Source organism: Erythrobacter cryptus DSM 12079 (assembly GCF_000422985.1).
Classification (GTDB): Bacteria; Pseudomonadota; Alphaproteobacteria; order Sphingomonadales; family Sphingomonadaceae; genus Erythrobacter; species Erythrobacter cryptus.
The window spans coordinates 70858-88252 of the sequence record NZ_AUHC01000008.1 but is presented as its reverse complement, the minus strand read 5'-3'; the positions used below and the strand labels follow the sequence as shown (position 1 = coordinate 88252).

19 protein-coding genes are annotated in these 17395 nt (G+C 68.4%); 10 read left to right on the top strand and 9 right to left on the bottom strand.

Translation table 11 applies throughout. The annotated features are described in order from the left end of the window. Positions 1-75: 75 nt before the first annotated feature. Positions 76-945, bottom strand: coding sequence for a hemolysin family protein (locus tag G524_RS0106535; protein ID WP_245561313.1), 870 nt, complete (start codon positions 943-945; stop codon positions 76-78). Positions 946-1031: 86 nt separating this feature from the next. Then, positions 1032-1511 carry an rRNA maturation RNase YbeY gene (gene ybeY / locus G524_RS0106530; RefSeq protein ID WP_027442997.1) on the bottom strand — a complete coding sequence of 160 codons (480 nt, stop codon included), beginning with the start codon at positions 1509-1511 and terminating at the stop codon, positions 1032-1034. A gap of 169 nt (positions 1512-1680) precedes the next feature. Here ybeY and G524_RS0106525 point away from each other — a divergent pair, with 169 nt between their 5' ends. Beyond that, positions 1681-3126 carry an erythromycin esterase family protein gene (locus G524_RS0106525; RefSeq protein ID WP_027442996.1) on the top strand — a complete coding sequence of 482 codons (1446 nt, stop codon included), beginning with the start codon at positions 1681-1683 and terminating at the stop codon, positions 3124-3126. On the opposite strand, the gene G524_RS0106520 is transcribed toward G524_RS0106525, so the two are convergent. From G524_RS0106520 to G524_RS0106510, 3 genes are all read right to left on the bottom strand, one after another. Beyond that, positions 3123-4163: a PhoH family protein gene (locus G524_RS0106520; RefSeq protein ID WP_027442995.1), complete on the bottom strand. Its 1041-nt coding sequence runs from the start codon at positions 4161-4163 to the stop codon at positions 3123-3125. The two genes, G524_RS0106525 and G524_RS0106520, sit on opposite strands and share 4 nt — an antisense overlap. 108 nt (positions 4164-4271) lie before the next feature. Beyond that, positions 4272-5615: a tRNA (N6-isopentenyl adenosine(37)-C2)-methylthiotransferase MiaB gene (gene miaB / locus G524_RS0106515; protein WP_027442994.1), complete on the bottom strand. Its 1344-nt coding sequence runs from the start codon at positions 5613-5615 to the stop codon at positions 4272-4274. A gap of 93 nt (positions 5616-5708) precedes the next feature. Beyond that, positions 5709-6170 carry a peptidylprolyl isomerase gene (locus G524_RS0106510; RefSeq protein WP_027442993.1) on the bottom strand — a complete coding sequence of 154 codons (462 nt, stop codon included), beginning with the start codon at positions 6168-6170 and terminating at the stop codon, positions 5709-5711. A 104-nt stretch (positions 6171-6274) separates the two neighbouring features. Between G524_RS0106510 and mgtE the strand changes: the two genes are divergently transcribed. Genes mgtE through G524_RS0106485 form a run of 5 tightly spaced genes read left to right on the top strand, consistent with a single transcriptional unit; the run spans position 6275 to position 10834 of the window. Next, positions 6275-7723, top strand: a complete 1449-nt coding sequence (gene mgtE, locus G524_RS0106505) for a magnesium transporter (protein WP_027442992.1) — start codon at positions 6275-6277, stop codon at positions 7721-7723. Positions 7724-7760: 37 nt separating this feature from the next. Next, on the top strand, positions 7761-8534 hold the full coding sequence (locus tag G524_RS0106500; protein ID WP_027442991.1) for a glucose 1-dehydrogenase: 774 nt from the start codon (positions 7761-7763) through the stop codon (positions 8532-8534). Continuing rightward, a complete protein-coding gene (locus tag G524_RS15170) occupies positions 8531-9037 on the top strand; it encodes a nuclear transport factor 2 family protein (RefSeq protein ID WP_051220952.1) in 507 nt (168 codons plus the stop codon). Before G524_RS0106500 ends, G524_RS15170 begins: the two co-directional genes overlap by 4 nt. Continuing rightward, positions 9034-10407, top strand: coding sequence for an aromatic ring-hydroxylating oxygenase subunit alpha (locus G524_RS0106490; protein WP_051220951.1), 1374 nt, complete (start codon positions 9034-9036; stop codon positions 10405-10407). The genes G524_RS15170 and G524_RS0106490 overlap by 4 nt, the downstream gene beginning before the upstream one ends. Positions 10408-10441: 34 nt before the next feature. After that, entirely contained in the window at positions 10442-10834 is a 393-nt protein-coding gene (locus G524_RS0106485; RefSeq protein ID WP_027442989.1) for a DUF1489 family protein, read from the top strand. Here the strand turns inward: G524_RS0106485 and G524_RS0106480 are convergent. The 3 genes from G524_RS0106480 to G524_RS0106470 are packed head-to-tail and all read right to left on the bottom strand — an operon-like array spanning position 10827 to position 13758. Further along, positions 10827-11537: a DsbA family oxidoreductase gene (locus tag G524_RS0106480; RefSeq protein ID WP_027442988.1), complete on the bottom strand. Its 711-nt coding sequence runs from the start codon at positions 11535-11537 to the stop codon at positions 10827-10829. The genes G524_RS0106485 and G524_RS0106480 overlap by 8 nt on opposite strands. Continuing rightward, positions 11534-12436, bottom strand: a complete 903-nt coding sequence (gene nudC / locus G524_RS0106475) for an NAD(+) diphosphatase (RefSeq protein WP_027442987.1) — start codon at positions 12434-12436, stop codon at positions 11534-11536. Before nudC ends, G524_RS0106480 begins: the two co-directional genes overlap by 4 nt. Further along, complete coding sequence (locus G524_RS0106470) at positions 12436-13758, bottom strand: serine hydrolase domain-containing protein (RefSeq protein ID WP_027442986.1); 1323 nt, start codon at positions 13756-13758, stop codon at positions 12436-12438. The genes nudC and G524_RS0106470 overlap by 1 nt, the downstream gene beginning before the upstream one ends. 130 nt (positions 13759-13888) lie before the next feature. Between G524_RS0106470 and G524_RS0106465 the strand changes: the two genes are divergently transcribed. Further along, positions 13889-14110 (top strand): hypothetical protein, encoded by a 222-nt coding sequence (locus G524_RS0106465; RefSeq protein WP_027442985.1) that lies wholly within the window; start codon positions 13889-13891, stop codon positions 14108-14110. On the opposite strand, the gene G524_RS0106460 is transcribed toward G524_RS0106465, so the two are convergent. After that, positions 14107-15168, bottom strand: a complete 1062-nt coding sequence (locus G524_RS0106460) for an A/G-specific adenine glycosylase (protein ID WP_027442984.1) — start codon at positions 15166-15168, stop codon at positions 14107-14109. The two genes, G524_RS0106465 and G524_RS0106460, sit on opposite strands and share 4 nt — an antisense overlap. 26 nt (positions 15169-15194) lie before the next feature. Between G524_RS0106460 and G524_RS15165 the strand changes: the two genes are divergently transcribed. From G524_RS15165 to G524_RS0106445, 3 genes are all read left to right on the top strand, one after another. Beyond that, positions 15195-15791: a DUF721 domain-containing protein gene (locus G524_RS15165; protein ID WP_036857582.1), complete on the top strand. Its 597-nt coding sequence runs from the start codon at positions 15195-15197 to the stop codon at positions 15789-15791. After that, on the top strand, positions 15788-16540 hold the full coding sequence (locus G524_RS15160; protein WP_036857567.1) for a DsbA family protein: 753 nt from the start codon (positions 15788-15790) through the stop codon (positions 16538-16540). Before G524_RS15165 ends, G524_RS15160 begins: the two co-directional genes overlap by 4 nt. Positions 16541-16637: 97 nt before the next feature. Then, positions 16638-17393 (top strand): thioredoxin domain-containing protein, encoded by a 756-nt coding sequence (locus tag G524_RS0106445; protein WP_027442983.1) that lies wholly within the window; start codon positions 16638-16640, stop codon positions 17391-17393. The last annotated feature ends 2 nt before the right edge of the window (positions 17394-17395 follow it).

Below are 17395 nucleotides of genomic sequence, written 5' to 3'. Positions count from 1 at the left end.
GCGCAGATACGCCCGAGACGCCGAAAGGATGCAAAAAAGGAAAGGAAATTTGTGTGGACAAGCGCTCCGTTGCGCTTACTGCACCTCTGCCTCGCTTGCCGGGGGGTGCAGCCGCAGCCGGGTGACGTGGGTTTCATCCCCCGCGGTCACCTCAATGCGCCAGCCGCTCGGATGTTCCAGCACCGTGCCGACCTGCGGCACCGCCTCGGCCAGCACGAAGGCAAGCCCGCCCAGGGTGTCCACCGCTTCTTCGACCTCGGCGAGGCGCGGGTCGATCTCCTCGGCGATGTCATCAAGCTCGGCGCGGGCATCGCAGTCCCACATGCCCTCGCCGATCGGCACGATCAGCGGGCGCGGGGCATCATCGTGCTCGTCCTCGATCTCGCCGACGATCTCCTCGACCAGATCCTCGATGGTGATGAGGCCATCGGTGCCGGAAAACTCATCGAGCACGATGGCGAGGTGCACCCGCTGGGTGCGCATGTCAGCGAGCACGTCGAGCGCGCCGCGCGTCTGCGGCACATAGAGCGGCTGGCGCATCAGCGTGGTCCAGTCCTCGGGCGGCGGCAAACCCTTGGCCAGAAAGGGGAAAACGTCCTTGATGTGGATCATGCCGATGACATTGTCGAGCGTCTCGCGATAGACCGGCATGCGCGAATGGCCATGCTCGGCGAAGGCGGCGACCAGCTCGGCCCAGCTGATCGCGGCATCGACCGCGATGATCTCGCCGCGCGGCACCGCCACGTCATCGGCATCGTGCTCGGAAAAGTGCAAAAGGTTGCGCAGCATCTGCCGCTCGACCCGCGACAGATCGCCGCGGCTGCTGCGGGCGGCATCGGCACCGGGATCGGCGCCCTCCTCCTCGTGCTCGTCGATCGCCTCTTCAAGCTGTTCGCGCAGCGAACGGGCACTGTCGAGCCCGAGCAGCCGGCGCAGCGCGGACATCAGCCCGCTGCTACTGTCCGCCTCTCCCGTCGGGGGTGCGGACGAATGGGAATCGGCCATGGCCTTGTGGGGTGCTCCCTGTTGCCTCAGTCGCCATATGGGTCAGCGATGCCCAGTTTGGCAAGTATCCGCCGCTCGAGCGCCTCCATCGCCTCGGCCTCCTCGTCCGAGGCCACATGGTCGTGGCCAGCCAGGTGCAACAGGCCATGGACGATCAGATGGGTGGCATGATCGGCAAGCGCGATGCCCTTGTCCGCCGCCTCGCGCGCGCAGGTTTCATGCGCCAGCGCGATATCGCCGAGCAGCACCGGCGGGCCATCGGACGCAAGCGCCGCGAGTTCGCCGCGCGCGAGCATCGGGAAGGAAAGCACGTTGGTGGGCTTGTCGCGCCCGCGCCATTCGCGGTTGAGCGCGTGAACCTCGGCATCGCTGGTGAACAGCAGGCTCGCCGCAAGCCGCGCATTGGCGAGCAGCGGCTCGTGCTCGGCCGCGGCCCGCGCGGCGCGCTGCGCCAGTTCCTCCCACGGGCCCTCGGGCCAGTCCACGATGTCGATATCCAGCTGCATGAGGTGCCGATAGTGCCAACGGACGCGGCGCGAAACCTTGCTTTTGCGGCTTGGGCAAGGCGCGCAGGGCCAGCCGGACAGAATTTTGGCCTGGCGTGATTTTCCGCTTCGCTCGGCGCAGGGCTGCGGCTAAGCTAGCGCCTTGTGCACTTCCCGGGGGGGACAATCGATGCGCTTTTTCACGCTGGCGATGGCCGCGCTGTTGTGGGCTCATGGGACAGGCGGGGCGTTTGCCCAGCCGGCCATGCCCGATCCCGCGCCCGCAACCGTCGAGGAAGAGGCCGCCGCGATCGCCTGGCTCAAGGACAAGGGCATCGCCTTTGATCCTTCGGCCTATGATGGCGATACCCTCGCCCCGCTCGCGCAGAGGCTGGGCCGCGCGCGGATTGTCGGGATCGGCGAGGCAACGCACGGCTCGCACCAGGACCAGGCCTTCAAGGCCGAGCTGATCAAGCAGCTGGTGCGCAGCGGCGAGGTGACGGCGCTGCTGCTCGAAGCCAACCGCGATGCGGGCGAGCAGTTCGATCGCTATGTGCGCGAAGGCACGGGCGATCCGGCCGCGGTGATGCGCACGGGATCCTTCTTCCGCATCTGGCGCAACGACGAATTTGCCGGCTTGCTGCTGTGGCTGCGCGCCTGGAACCAGAACGCGGCAAACCCGGTGCGGATCGTCGGCCTTGATTGTCAGGATGCCGGGCGCGACAGCGCCGTGGCGCTCGACTTCATCGCCGCGCACGATCCGGCAAAAGCCGCGCAATGGGCGGCAGACATGGGGGGGCTCAAACCCGGGGGGCGCTTCGTCGATTGGGTCGATACCTCGAGCCGCGCCGAATTTGACCGGGTGATGGCCACCACCGCCGCGCTCGTCCAATGGTTCGAGAGTGCTGCCCCTGCGGTGCGCGCCGCGCCCGGTTTTGCCCGCGCACGCTTTGCCGCGATCACCGCGCAGCAGGCGCTCGCCGCCTTCGAGTTCGACCGCGAGGATGCCGACAAGTCAAAGGCCGATCCGGCCTATTTCTCGCGGCGCGACCGCTTCATGGGCGAGAACGCCATCGCCATGCTCGCCCCCGGCGAGCGCGCGGTGCTGTGGGCGCATGATTCGCATGTGATGAGGGACGTGCCCGGCTTTGTCCGGGCGATGGGTTTCCAGACGCTCGGCAGCACCATCGGCGACAGGCTGGGCGCAGATTATGCCGCGGTGGGCTTCACCTGGTCGAAGGGCAGCTTCCGTTCGACCATCACCGCGCTCGGCCCGGACGGCGCGCCCGACCTCAGGACGCGGCGCAATCTCGACGTGGTGAGCCTTGCCAACAACCGCCCCGGGGAACTCGGCAACCTGTTCGACCGCACCGGAGCGCAGGCGATGTGGATCGACATGGCCACCCGCCCGGCAACCCCGCTGATCGCCAGCTGGGCCACGCGACCCTATTGGCGCGGCTGGGCCGGTGCGGTGGTGGTGCCCGATGCCTGGCAGATCAGCGATCCGGCCACGGGCCAGATACCGGGCGATCCGGTGGTCGGCCATGATGTGCTGGTGTGGTTCCAGACCATCAGCCCCACCCGCCTTTGGCCGCTTGCCGATCCGCCGATCACCCCGATCGCTAGCGCGCCTTAGGCTGCGTCCTCGCCGTCGTTCTCGTAGGCCGCAACGATCCGCCCGACGATCGGGTGGCGCACCACGTCGGCGGCGGTGAAGCGGATGGTGCCGAAGCCTTCGACGCCTTCGAGCCGCCGCACAGCATCATTGAGGCCGCTCATCGCCGGGCCTCCGGGAATGTCCACCTGCTTGGGATCGCCGCAGATCACCATGCGGCTGTTCTGGCCGAAGCGGGTGAGGAACATCTTCATCTGCTCGCGCGTGGTGTTCTGCGCCTCATCGAGAATGATGAAGCTGTCGGCGAGCGTGCGCCCGCGCATGAAGGCAATGGGCGCGATCTCGATCTCGCCGCTGTCGATCCGGCGCTGCACCTGTTCGGGCGGCATGCAATCATTGAGGGCATCATAGAGCGGGCGCAGATAGGGATCGACCTTGTCCTTCATGTCGCCGGGCAGGAAGCCCAGTTTCTCCCCCGCCTCGACCGCCGGGCGCGAAAGGATCAGCCGCTGCACCGAGCCGGTGATGAGCTGGCTTACCGCCTGGGCCACCGCGATATAGGTCTTGCCCGTGCCCGCCGGGCCAAGCGCGAAGATGATATCATCACGCGCCAGCGCGCGCATGTATGCGATCTGGGTGGCCGAACGCGGCACGATGGTCTTCTTGCGGGTGCGGATCATCACCGCGGGCGCATCGTGCTCGCCCGAAATGATCCCCTCGAGCGTCGGCTCGGCCGACATGGCGATCAGCGCTTCGATCGCCCCGGCATCGAGCGCCTCGCCGCGGGCGAGCCGATCATACATCGAATTGAGCGTATCGCGCGCGCGGGCGACATCATCCTCGGCGCCCTCGATCATCACCTGGTGCCCGCGGGCGTGGATGAACACCCCGAGGCGGTTTTCCACCTGCACCAGGTTGGCATCGAACTGGCCGAACAGCGGCCCGAGCAGCGCCTGGTTCTCAAAGGTGAGATCGGCCCGCGCCCGCCGGCCTGCGGCGCCTCCGCGCGGATCAGACGAGAGCGCCGGATTGCCGGCACGGGAGGGTCTGCGGCCCATAGGTTCCTTCGGCTGAGGCCGGGGGCGATCCCCGGCCCACGAGTCGCAAGCCTAGGCGCGCCTCGGGCCAAAGCAAGCGCCGCGCGCCCACGCGGCGGTGGAAAGTCATCACACGGCAACCGCGGTGCGCACCCGCCCTGAAAGCGAATTGGGCCCGGCTGCGGCCAGTTCCACTTCGACGAGATCGCCGATCGCGTGATCGCCCGTGAAGTGCACCGATTGCAGCCAGGGCGATTTGCCCAGCCACTGGCCGGGGTGGCGCCCGCGGCGTTCGACCAGCACCGTGCAGGTCTTGCCGAGGCTGGCTTCGTTGAAGGCCAGCTGGTGCGCGGCGATGCGGGCCTGAAGCCGCTGGAGCCGATCATCCATCACGTCCGCCGCGACCTGGCCCTCCATGGTCGCGGCAGGGGTGCCGGGCCGGGGCGAGAACTTGAAGCTGAAGCAGGCGGCATAGCGCACCTCGTCCACGAGCTTCAGCGTGTCGGCAAATTCGGCCTCGCTCTCGCCCGGAAAGCCGACGATGAAATCGCCCGAAAGCGCGATATCGGGGCGCGCGGCGCGCACCTTCTCGATGATCTTCAAATAGCTCTCGGCGCTGTGCTGGCGGTTCATTGCCTTGAGCACGCGGTCATTGCCGCTCTGCACCGGCAGGTGGAGATAGGGCATGAGCTTTTCGACCTCGCCATGCGCGGCGATGAGGTCATCATCCATGTCCTTGGGATGGCTGGTGGTGTAGCGGATGCGCTCCAGCCCGTCGATCACGGCCAGCCGGCGGATGAGCCCGCCAAGCCCCACGCGGCGGCCCTTGTCGTCCTCGCCGCTCCACGCGTTGACGTTCTGGCCGAGCAGGGTGATCTCCTTGGCGCCCTGCTCCACCAGCCGGTGCGCTTCGGCGATGAGATCGTTGAAGGGCCGCGAGATCTCCGCCCCGCGGGTATAGGGCACCACGCAATAGGTGCAGAACTTGTCGCAGCCCTCCTGCACGGTAAGGAAGGCGCTGGGCCCGCGCTTCGCCCGCGCCGGAAGCGCGTCGAACTTGGCGATCGCGGGCATGTCGGTATCGGTCGCGCGCCGGCCGCGCGTCGCTTCCGCGATCATCGCGGGCAGGCGGTGATAGGCCTGCGGGCCGACGACGATCGAGACCGCCGGGGCGCGCGCCATGATCTCCTCACCCTCGGCCTGGGCGACGCAGCCGGCGACCGCGATCAGCGGCGCCTTGCCCTTCTCCTTGCCCGCCGCGACCAGCCGGCCGATATCGGAATAGACCTTCTCGGCCGCCTTCTCGCGGATGTGGCAGGTGTTGAGGATGACGAGATCGGCCTCCTCACCCTCCGCCGCGGGCGTAATGCCCTGCTCGGCCAGCAGCTCGCCCATGCGCTCGCCGTCATAGACGTTCATCTGGCAGCCGAAGCTCTTGACCCGGTAGGTCTGGGGGGCGCGGGTGGGTTTCATGATCGGCGCGCTCTTAGCCGCAGGGCGACGCGCGCACAACCGCGCCGCGCCCCGGCCCTGCCGGCTTCCCCTCGCCCGGAAGGGCGCAGCCGCTCAGGCGACGGTCGCCTTCACGATCTTCCCCGGCGCGCGCGGCGGCTCGCCCCGCGGCAGGGCATCGACATGCTCCATCCCGCTTTCAACCTCGCCCCACACGGTATATTGCCCGTCAAGAAAGGTGGCATCGTCAAAGCAGATGAAGAACTGCGAATTGGCCGAGTGCGGATAGCTGGTGCGCGCCATCGAGCAGGTGCCGCGCACATGCGGGGCATCGCTGAACTCGGCCCTGAGATCGGGCTTGTCGCTGCCACCCATGCCGGTGCCGGTAGGATCGCCCCCTTGCGCCATGAAGCCATCGATCACGCGGTGGAACACCACGCCATCATAAAAGCCTTCCTGCGCCAGCTCGGTGATGCGCGCGACATGGCCGGGGGCCAGATCAGGGCGCAGGCGGATCACCACCTCCTTGGGCACGCCATCGCCGGTATCGAGCGTGAAGGTAAGAGTTTCGGCCATGGCTGCGGTCTCCTGTTGGTGCTGGGCGCGGCTTTTAGCAGGCAATCGCGCGCTGTCACCCTCCCGCGCTTGCTTTTCGCGCCTCCCCCCGTAAACGCCGCGCCATGGCCGAGGAGCGCATCATCGACGAACCGGCAGGGATCGCCGATCCGGGCGAGGTTGCCGTGCGCCCGGATGACCGGGTCGATGACGAGCGGCTCGACAGCGAGAACCGGCTGAAGGCCGATTACGTCGCTTCCGTGCGCGCCGCGCTCGAGGCGGGCGACAAGGGCGCGGTCTATGACCTGGTCGAGCCGCTCCATGCCGCCGACATTGCCGACCTCATCGAACTGCTCGAGCGCTCCGAACGGGCCGAGCTTGCCCGAGCGATCAGCGACCTGATGACCAGCGAGGTGATCGCCGAGCTCAACGATTACGTGCGCGAGGACCTGATCGAGGCCCTGCCCGCCCAGGCGGTCGCCACCATCGCCGAACAGCTCGACACCGATGATGCGGTGCAGCTGATCGAGGACCTCGACGCGGCCGATCAGGCCGCGGTGATCGCCGAGCTCGAGCCAGAAACCCGCGCCGCGGTGGCAAGCGCACTCGCCTATCCCGAGGAGACCGCCGGGCGGCTGATGAGCCGCCACTTCGTCGCCGTGCCCGAGCACATGAGCGTGGGCGATCTCATCGATTACCTGCGCGAACAGGGCGATATCGAGCACGATTTCTACGAGGTCTTCGTGGTGGACGAGGGCTTCCACCCGGTCGGCACCTGCGCGCTCTCGTGGATCCTCACCACCCCGCGCAACGTCCGCCTCACCGATGTGATGAAGCGCGACCAGACCCTGATCCCTGTCACCATGGATCAGGAAGAGGTGGCGCTGATGTTCCAGAAATATGCGCTGATCTCGGCCGCGGTGGTGGACGAGAGCGGGCGGCTGGTGGGGCAGATGACGGTGGACGACATCGTCCACATCATCTCCGAGGAAGCCGGCGAGGACGCGCTGCTGCTCTCGGGCGCGGGCGATGGCGACATCAACGAGCCGATCACTGACAGCTACAAGGCCCGGGTGCGCTGGCTGCTTGCCAACCTGCTCACCGCCTCGGTCGCATCCTCGGTGATCGCCCAATTCGAGGAGGTGATCGCCACCATGGTCGCGCTCGCCACGCTCATGCCGATCGTCGCTGGCATTGGCGGCAATGCCGGGACGCAGACCCTGGCGGTGACGGTGCGCGCGCTTGCCACCAACCAGCTCACTGATGCCAACACCTGGCGGGCGATCCGGCGCGAGCTGTCGATCGCCGCGCTCAACGGCAGCACCGTGGCGCTGGTGATCGGCACCATCGTCGCCCTCCTGTTCAGCAACCCGCTGCTCGGCGCGGTGATCGGCACGGCGATGCTGTGCAACATCATGATCGCCGGCTTTGCCGGGGTGCTGGTGCCGCTCGCCATCCAGAAGCTCAAGGGCGACCCGGCGATCGCCTCCTCGATCTTCGTCACCATGACGACCGATTCGATGGGCTTTCTGGTCTTCCTCAGTTTGGCAGTGGTCAGCGGGCTGGTCGGCTGATAGCCCTCTTTCCCCAAGGAGACGAGGGGAGAGCAGGATGGCAGGGCGCGTGGCCGGCAAGGTGGTGCTGCTGACCGGCGGGGCGATGGGCCTCGGCGAGGCCGCGGCAAGGGCGCTGATCGCCGAGGGCGCGCGCGTCATCATCACCGATATCAATGCGCAAGTCGGCGCGGCGAGCGCGGCGGCGCTGGGCTGCGACTTCCTCCACCAGGACGTGACCGATTGGCCGCGCTGGCAGGAGGTGATCGGCGCGGTCGAAGCGCGCCACGGGCGGCTCGACGTGCTGGTGAACAACGCCGCGATCACCGTCTATGGCTCGGTGATGGACATAACGCCGGAAGATTTCCGCCGCTGCTACACGGTTGACGTCGATTCGATCTTCATGGGCTGCAAGGCAGCGATCCCGCTGATGGCGCGCCACAAGGAGTGGGGGAGCGCCGGCGGCTCGATCATCAATTTCTCCTCCGCCGCGGGCAACAAGCCCTCCCCCGATCTGGCCGCCTACAATTCGGCCAAGGCGGCCGTGGCGATGCTCACCAAGTCGATCGCGCTCTATTGCGCGCGCGAGAAGAACGGCATCAGGGTCAATTGCATCCAGCCCGGCACGATCCTCACCCCCAATGTCGAAAGCGTGATTGCCGGCACGCCCGACCCGCAAGCGACCCGCGCGGCCTTCAGCATCGCCCAGCCGATCGGGCGGATGGGCGAGGTCGAGGATATTGCCCATCTCGTCGTCTATCTTGCGAGCGATGAAAGCAAGTTTGCCACCGGTGCGCCCTTCATCGTCGATGGGGGCCTGTCGATCGCATGAGCGCCAGGGCCGAGGACCGCTTTGCCCTTGCCGATCTTGCCGCGCTCTACATGCGCGCACTCGACCGGCTCGACGAAGCGCTGCTCGCGGCCCAGTTCTGGCCCGATGCGCGCTGCGAATATGGCATCTTTTCCGGCGGCCCTGCGGACTTTGCCGCCTTCTGCATGGCCGCGCTCGAGGATCATGCGCGCAACCATCATCTGATCGGCCAACACCTCGTTGATTTTGCCGGCGCGGACGAGGCCTTTGGCGAGGTCTATTATCAGGCCTGGCACCGCAGCTTCGATGCGCAAGGCGCGCCGCGCGATCTGTTCATCGCCGGGCGCTATCTCGATCGCTACGAGCGGCGCGGCGGCATCTGGAAGATCGCCTATCGCGCCGAACTCGTCGATTGGCTGCGCGACGATCCGGCAAGCGATGCCATGCTCGCACGCGCGCCCTTCCTCATCGGCGCGCGCAAGCCCGATGACCCTCTCTACCGGCGCGAGGCGATGCGAGCGTGAGCAGACGCGATCCTGCCCCGCCGCGCGATCCTGCTCTGCCCCCGGGGGCGGCGCGCTGCCCCGGCCCCTCCTATCAGGACATTCTTGCCGCCGATGGCGACGATCCGCCGCCGCCGCTGCGCGAGCAGCGCTATGCCTTCCTCGGCGATGGTGACATTCCCTTTGCCCGCTACCACGATCCGGCCTTTTACGAGGCGGAGATGGAGCGGCTGTGGCCCAATGTCTGGCAATGGGCCTGCCGCGAGGAGCACATCCCGGCGCCGGGTGATCGCCATGTCTATGACATCGGGCGCCATTCGGTGCTGGTGGTCCGGGGCGAGGACAGCCGCATCCGCGCCTTCATCAATTCCTGCCCGCACCGGGGGATGAAGTTTGCCCGCGAGGGCAGCCGCGGCGGCGTGCGCAGGGCGATCCGCTGCCCCTTCCACGGGATGAGCTGGAACCTCGATGGCTCGTTGCGCGAAATGCCGTGCCGCTGGGACTTTCCCCATGTGCGCGAGGCCGATTTCGGGCTGGACGAAATCGCCTGCGAGACCTGGGGCGGCTTCGTCTTCATCCACATGGGGGCAGCGCCGCCCCCGCTGGCCCATCAGCTCGAGGTGATCCCCGAGCATTTCCGCCACTGGCCGATGGATGATCGCTATGTCGCGCTCCACACCGAAAAGGTGCTGCCCGCCAACTGGAAGATGGCGATGGAGGCCTTCCTCGAGGCCTGGCACGTGCTCGCCACCCATCCGCAGGCGCTTTACACCGCCGCTGATGCCAATGCCCAGTATGACATCTTCGGTCCCCATGTCTCGCGCTTCATCCACGCCATCGGGGTGCCCAGCCCCCACCTGCCGCGCCCGGTGCGCGAGGAGACGGTGTTCGCCCGGCTCGGGCGCGATCCGGCAGCGCTGTCCCCCGGCACCAGCGCCCGGGCCGAACATGCCCGGCTGCTGCGCGCCGAGCTGGGCGCGGCCTTCGGCACCGACCTGTCGCGCGTCTCGACCGCGGAAATGCTCGATTCGATCGAATATTTCCTCTTTCCCAACGCCTTCTTCTTCCCCGGCATCAATATCCGCCTGTGCTATCGCTTCCGCCCGCTGGGGGTGGAGGAGACCTTGCACGAGATCCTGCTGCTCCAGCCCCTGCCCGCAAGCGGCGCGCGCCCTGCCCCGGCCACCCCGATCCGCCTCGGGGTGGAGGACAGCTACACCACCATCCCCGGCTTTGCCCTCGCCGAAATCCTCGATCAGGACACCGAGAACCTGCTGCTCCAGCGCGAGGGCGCCCGGGCCTCGCGCAAGGGCGGGCAGACGCTCGGGAACTACCAGGAAGCGCGCATCCGCCGGCTGCACCTGACGCTCGAACAATACCTCGCCGGTTGACTTGCCCGCGCGGCCGGGCATGAACCCTTGCCCCATGCCTCTCCATCTCACCAAGATCGCCTATGGCGCGAAAAGCTATGCCGAGCTTGCAAGCTGGTATCAGAGCCGGCGCGAGGTGCGCCTCACCACCCGCAACCGCCCGACGCGCCATGCCGAGTGCATCGGCGGCTCGCTCTACTGGATCGTCAACCACACGCTGGTGGCGCGTTCGCCGATCCTCGGCTTTGCCGAGACCGCCGATGGCCGCTGGGACATCTGCCTTGCACCGCGGCTGATCCGCGTCCATCCTCAGCCCAAACGCGCGCACCAGGGCTGGCGCTATCTTTCCGCGGCCGATGCCCCGCGCGATCTGGCCGAGGGCGAGGCGCTGGGCGATGCCCTGCCCGGGCACCTTGCCATGAAGCTGGAAAAGCTGGGGCTTATGTGAGCGCCTCGCCCGCTGCGGCGCGGCGCCTCTCCACCACCCGGCGCAGGGCATTGACATAGGTCTCGGGCGCCTGCGCCCCGGGGATGAGAAAACGCCCCTCGACGATCATCGCCGGAACCCCGGTAATGTTCATGTCCCATGCCTCGCGCTGTTCGGCGCGCACGCGCGCATCGAGCGCCGCATCCGCGAGCGCCGCGCGCGCCGCCAGGCGGTGCAGCCCCACCTGCGCGGCGATCTCGAGCAGCACTTGCGCATCGGCCATGTTGCGGCGCTGGTTGAAATGGGCGCGAAACAGCGCGAGCTTGAGCGCGGTCTGCACTTCGGGCCCGGCTTCATCGAGCGCGAAGGACAGAAGCTTGTGACAGGCGCGGGTGTTCCACATCATTGCCGTCGGCGCCGCGCCTTCGCCTTCCCAGGCAAGCGAAACCCCGGCCTCGGCGGCAAGCGCCTGCATCTGGCCGCGGATCGCCGCGCCTTGCGCAGCCGAACGGCCATATTTGCGCGCGAGGTGGGCTTCCTGTTCCTCCCCCTCGGGTGGCATGTCGGGGTTGAGTTCAAACGGGCGCCAGCGGATGCTTGCGGCGATCTCGCCCTGCAACTGGTCAAGCGCGCGCGACAATTGGCCATAGCCGATCAGGCACCAGGGGCACATGACATCGGAGAAGATGTCGATGGTGACATGCTCGGGCCCGGCGCTGCTCATCGGTCGAGCCACCAGCAGATGAGATGATGGGCAATCGCAAAGGGGCGCGGGAAATAGAGCAGCTCGGTCCCCGCCTCGCCCGCGGCGCGCGCGGCCTCGAGCTCGGCGCGGGTGAACCAGCGCGCGTCTTCGAGTTCGGTGGTGTCGATCGCGAGCGTGGGATCGTCGGCCACGCTGGTGCAGCCGATCATCAGTTGGCTGGGAAAGGGCCAGGGCTGGCTGGCGATGTAGCGCACATCGCGCACGGCCACGCCCGCCTCCTCGCGGATCTCGCGCACCACGGCTTCCTCGATGGTCTCGCCCGGTTCGACAAAGCCTGCGAGCGCCGAATACATCTTGGGCGGAAAGCGCGGCTGGCGGCCGAGCAAGAGCTTGTCTTCGTGCTCGACCAGCATGATCGTCACCGGATCGGTGCGGGGGAAGTGATCGGCCCCGCAGGCCGCGCAGTGGCGCTGCCAGCCGCCCTTGGCGAGCCGCGTGGGCGCGCCGCAGCGGGCGCAGAAGCGGTGGCGCGCGTGCCAATCAACCAGGCTGCGCGCGGCGCCATAGATGGCAAGATCGGGCGGTGAGAGCTGGGTCATCAGCGCCCAGGCGCGCGGCATGGCATAGGCCGGCCCCTCGGCCCCCTGCGCCGGCACGGGGGCGAAATGGGCCTTGCCCTCGATGAGGCCGAGGAACACCAGCTCGGCCTCGGGCGGGACATCGGCAAGGCTGCCCCAGACAAGCCCGCCCTGATCGTCCACCCCCGGCAGCAGCCCATCGAGCAGCAGCACCCGCGCGCGCCAGTTCATCAGTCCGGCAAGCGCCTCATCGTCCATGCGGATGTGATCGGCCCGATCGAGCGGCGATCCGGCAAAGGCGATTGGCTTGGGCGCGGCGGCGGGCAGGGTGCTCAGCATCACGCCGCCTTGCGCTCTGCCCGCAGCGCGGCAAGATCGGCCTCGATCGCCGCCTGGAACTCGGTTCGCACCGGATAGGCCTCGGCCGGCATGTATTGGGTGAACAGACCGCTGCGCAGCTTGAGATCGAAATCGACCGCGGCGAGCGTGCCCGCCGCCCCGCCCCAGCCATATTGCGCCCCGCGCACGCGCCCGCCCGCGCCGTGCCCCTCACCCTCAATCCAGGTGCCGGAAAGATCGACCCCTTCGGGCAGCAGGTTGGATGTGCCCACCCGCACCGCTTCCTCGCTCATCACGAAGCGCCCATCGATGCGGCCATAGCCAAGCAGCATCCGCAGGAAACGGTCATAGTCCTTCGGGCTCGAGACGAGGCCGCCGCCGCCCGCGGGCACCTCGGGCGGATCGAGATAGACCGAATTGGTCCCCGGATCGATCGGGAAGGGGGTGCCGCCGACGATCCCGTAATTGTCGGTGAGGCGGTGCGCCTCGCTGCGCGGCACGGTCATGAAGGTACTGGTCATGCCGCAGGGTTCAAAGATGCGCTTTTGCAGGAAGGCCTCGAAGGGCATCCCGCTGGCCACCTCGATCACCCGGCCGAGCAGGTCGATGCTGCAGGAATAGCTCCAGCGCGTGCCGGGCTGATACATCAACGGCAATTGCGCCAGCCGATCGGCCCAGGCGGCAAGCCCCGGCGCCGGGGTGACAGGCGGAAAGCCCGGCAGCGGCATACGGCTGACCCGCCCGCCGACGATCCCTTGCGCATTATAGGCATCGCGCAGCGGCCCCTTGCTGACGATCTGGTAGCCAAGCCCGGCGGTGTGGGTGAGCAGGTGGCGGATGGTGATCGGGCGGATCGCCGGCACGGTGTTGTCGAGCGGGCCTTCGGGATCAAGGAGCACCTGCATGTCGCGAAAGGCGGGCAGGATCTCATAAAGCGGCTGGTCAAGCCCGAGCCTGCCTTCGTCGATCAGGATCATCGTCGCCATGCCGGTGATGGGCTTGGACATCGAATAGATGCGGTAGAGCGAATTCTCGTCCACCGGCTCGGCCTTGCCGAGCGCGAGCGTGCCGCCGCCCACCGTGTGGGCATGGGGCGCGTCCCCCCAACCGAAGGTCATCAGCATGTTGGCAACCTTGCCGCTGGCGACATAGCGTTCGGCCAGGGCCGCGACATGGGGCCAGCTTTCCGAGACATCGTGGAGCGCAAGGGCCGCCCGGCCAAAAGGCAAGGTGGACAGCATCGCCCCGCCGCTCATCAGCACGCTGGTGCGGATCAGCGCGCGGCGGGAGAGCACGGGGGCGGCAGCGGGGTCAATCGTCATGGGGCAAGAATCTCCGACTGGGATGCGCGCCCCTTCCTGCGGCAGGGCGCGGGGCTGGTCAATCACCGCACAGCAAGCGCCGGGCCGCGCGCGGCTTGCGCGCGGGCAGTGTCTTATCTATATAAGACACATGCTCAACGCGCTTGCCTACCTCGTCGGGCTTGTGAGCCTGGTGATCGTGATCCCGGCGCAGATCCCGCTGCTGGGCTGGGCCAATTGGCTGGCCCTGCCGCTGATCGTGGTCGGGATCGTTCTGGGGGCGCTGTCGGATCGCGAGGGCGGGCGCAATTTCTGCCTGATCGTGCTGCTGATCGCGGCCCTCCGCCTGACGCTGGGCGGTGGGGTGATCTAGGCGCCCGCCGCGCGCGCCAGCCGTGCAGCCTTGAGGAACAGGCTGGCAAGCCCGGCCTCCTCGATCGTGCCCACCGGCCACCAAGCCCCCTCACCCGGCGGATCGGCGCTGGTTTCAAGCGCCTCGACGGCAAGGGTGAGGCGCGCGTGGGTAAAGCCGTGGCGCACCGCGCCGAGCGCCCGGCGCGGGCCCGCGATCGGGGCGCGGCCCGTGCCATCGGCGCGCGCGCTCCAGCCATCATCGGGCAGCGCGCGCATCCCGCCCAGCATCCCGCGCGGCGGGCGGGTGACAAGCCACACCTCGGCGCCGCCAGCGACTGCGGGATTGGCGCGGGCGATCCAGAAGGCGGTGCCGCGCCGCTCGGGCACGGCGCGCTTGGGCGCGCGCTGCGGCAGGGCCTCAGGATCGCCCGCAGCGCGCGCGGCGCAAGCCTCGACCAGCGGGCACAGCGGGCAGCGCGGCGCGCGCGGGGTGCAGACCTGGCTGCCCAGATCCATCATTGCCTGCGCAAAGTCCCCGGCGCGCCCCGCGGGGGTGATGGTCTCGGCCGCGGCGCGGATTTGCGGCCGCGCCGCTGGCAAGGGCACGGTGATGGCAAAGAGCCGCGCCACCACCCGCTCGACATTGGCATCGACCACCACCGCCCGCGCGCCAAAGGCGATCGCGGCGATCGCCGCGGCGGTATAGGGCCCAAGCCCCGGGAGCCGGCGCAGCTCGGCCTCGCTGCGGGGAAAGCCGCCGCGCGCCGCCACTTCGCGGGCGCAGCGCAACAGGTTGCGCGCGCGCGAATAATAGCCAAGGCCCGCCCAGGCCGCCATCACCGCGGCCTCGTCAGCCTCCGCCAGCGCCGCGATGCTCGGCCAGGTGGCGATGAAGCGGGCAAAATAGGGCTTGGCCGCGGCCACCGTGGTCTGTTGAAGCATGATCTCGGACAGCCACACGCGATAGGGAAAATCAGGATCGTCGGGCCGCGGCGCCCCGGGGGGCAGGCGCCAGGGCAGATCGCGGGCATGGCGATCATACCAGGCAAGCAGTTTGTCGGAGATGCTGGCACCCACGCCGCGCCTATGGCATGGCAGGCGCCATGACGCAAAGCGGCCCGCGCCATCCCGCCAAACCCGGCCAAGCCAAACCCGGCAAGCCCCAGGCCCCCGGCAAGCCCCAGCCCTATGTCCGCCCGCGCGGACAGGGGGTGCGCGCGATCGGCGAGCTGACGCCCGAGATCGGCCGGGCGGCCTTCCGCCGCTTCGGCTTCGTGCAAAGCTCGATCGTCACCCGCTGGAGCGAGATCGTCGGGGCCGAGCACGCCCGGGTGTGCCGGCCCGAGGCGATCCGCTTTCCCCCGGGCGAGAAGGCCGAAGGCATCCTCGATCTGGTGGTGGTTCCGGCCCATGCCCCGCTGATCCAGCAGCTTGGCGAGGAGATCATCACGCGGGTCAACCGCTTCTTCGGCTATCGCGCGGTGGCGCGCATCAAGCTGCGCCAGGGCCGGGTGCCCCCCCCGCCCGAACGCCGCCCGCCCCCGCCTCCGCCCTCATTGAAGCCGATCCCGCTGGAACTGGGCGACAGCCTGCGCGATATTGGCGATCCGGAACTGCGCGCGGTGCTCGAATCGCTGGCGCGCAGCCTCACCGAGAGCGAGGCCTCAAGCCTCCCCACCAAGGACGAATACCCCCGATGATGAAGCCGCTCCTTCTTGCCGCTGCCGCCGCCGCGGGCGCGCTGGCGCTCGCCGCGGCCACCCCGCTCGCCGGGCAGCCGAGCCTTGCCAGCCCCCAGGGCAGCCTTGCCCCCAAGCCCAAGGCCAAGGCCTGGCAGGCGACCATCACCCGCACGCCGCGCGGTCACCTGATCGGCAACCCCGAGGCGGATGGCCGGCTGATCGAGTTCATCAGCTACACCTGCCCGCATTGCGCGCAATTTGCGATCGAGGGCGAACCGGCGATCGAGCTGGCGCTGCTTGGCCCCGGAAAGCTCGCGCTCGAGGTGCGCCCGGTGATCCGCAACGCCATCGATCTTACCGTCTCGCTGCTCGCCCAGTGTGGCGATCCTGCCGGGTTCAAGACCCGGCACCAGGTGCTGATGCTCTCGCAGAGCGACTGGCTGGCGCGCGCCCAGAACGCGCCGCAGAGCCAGCAGCAGATCTGGGCGCGGGGCGACAAGGCGGCGCGGATGAACATGGCGAGCGCGCTGGGGCTTTCGGCGATGCTGGCAAAGCGCGGGCAGAGCCAGGCCGAGATCGACGCCTGCCTGATGGATGATGCCGCCGCCAAGGCGCTGATCCGCAATGCCAGGGATGATTATGACGAGTTCGCGGTGCCCGGCACCCCGAGCTTTGCCCTCGATGGCAAGCTGCTTGCCGATGTCCACAGCTGGAAGGCGCTCTATCCGGTGCTCTCGGCCCGCTTTGCCCCGCAAGCTCCGGGCTGATCCCGGCTGTTCACAGCCGCGCCGGCGCCCCTTGCTGCGCGGGCGCGCGCGCGGCTATCACCCCACCCCAAGACCCTTGCTCAAGGATCCCGTGCCGATGCGAAAGTCCCGCCTGCGCCTGCCCCTCCTCCTCGCGCTAGCCCCGCTCGCGCTTGCCGCCTGCTCCGATGCCACGGATGCCACCGGTGCGAGCGGCGCGGCCAATGGCGAGCCGATCCCGGCGATCGCCCCGCCGCCGGGCACCAAATGGGCCGATGTCGTCGCGGTGACCGAGGAGGGCGGCTATCGCATCGGCAATCCGGAAGCGCCGCTCAAGCTGGTTGAATATGCCTCGCACACCTGTTCCCACTGCGCCGAGTTTGCCCAGACCGGCAAGCCGGTGCTCAAGGACAAGTATGTGGCGAGCGGTGTGGTCAGCTTTGAACAGCGCGAGACCTTTCTCAACAGCTTCGATCTCGTGATTGCGCTGCTGGCCCGGTGCGGGGCCAAGGAACAATATCAGCCGCTCTCCGATCAGGTGTGGCAGAACCTGCCAGCCGTGTTCCAGGGTCTGCAGAGCAATCCGCAGGCGGTCGAGGCGGCCGGCCAGTTGCCGATCGATCAGCGCTTCTTCGCGATCGCCGAGGCGACAGGCCTGATCGCGTTCTTCTCCGCCCGCGGCATCAGCGCCGATCAGGCGCGTGTCTGCCTCTCCGACAGCGCCAGGATCGACGCCCTCGTCAAACAGGTCGAAGCCAACAATGCCCGCGACAAGGTCACCGGCACCCCGACCTTCCTGCTCAACGGCAGCAAGCTCGACGTGACCCAGTGGCAGCAGCTTGAACCGCTGCTGCAACGCGCCGGGGCGCGCTGAAG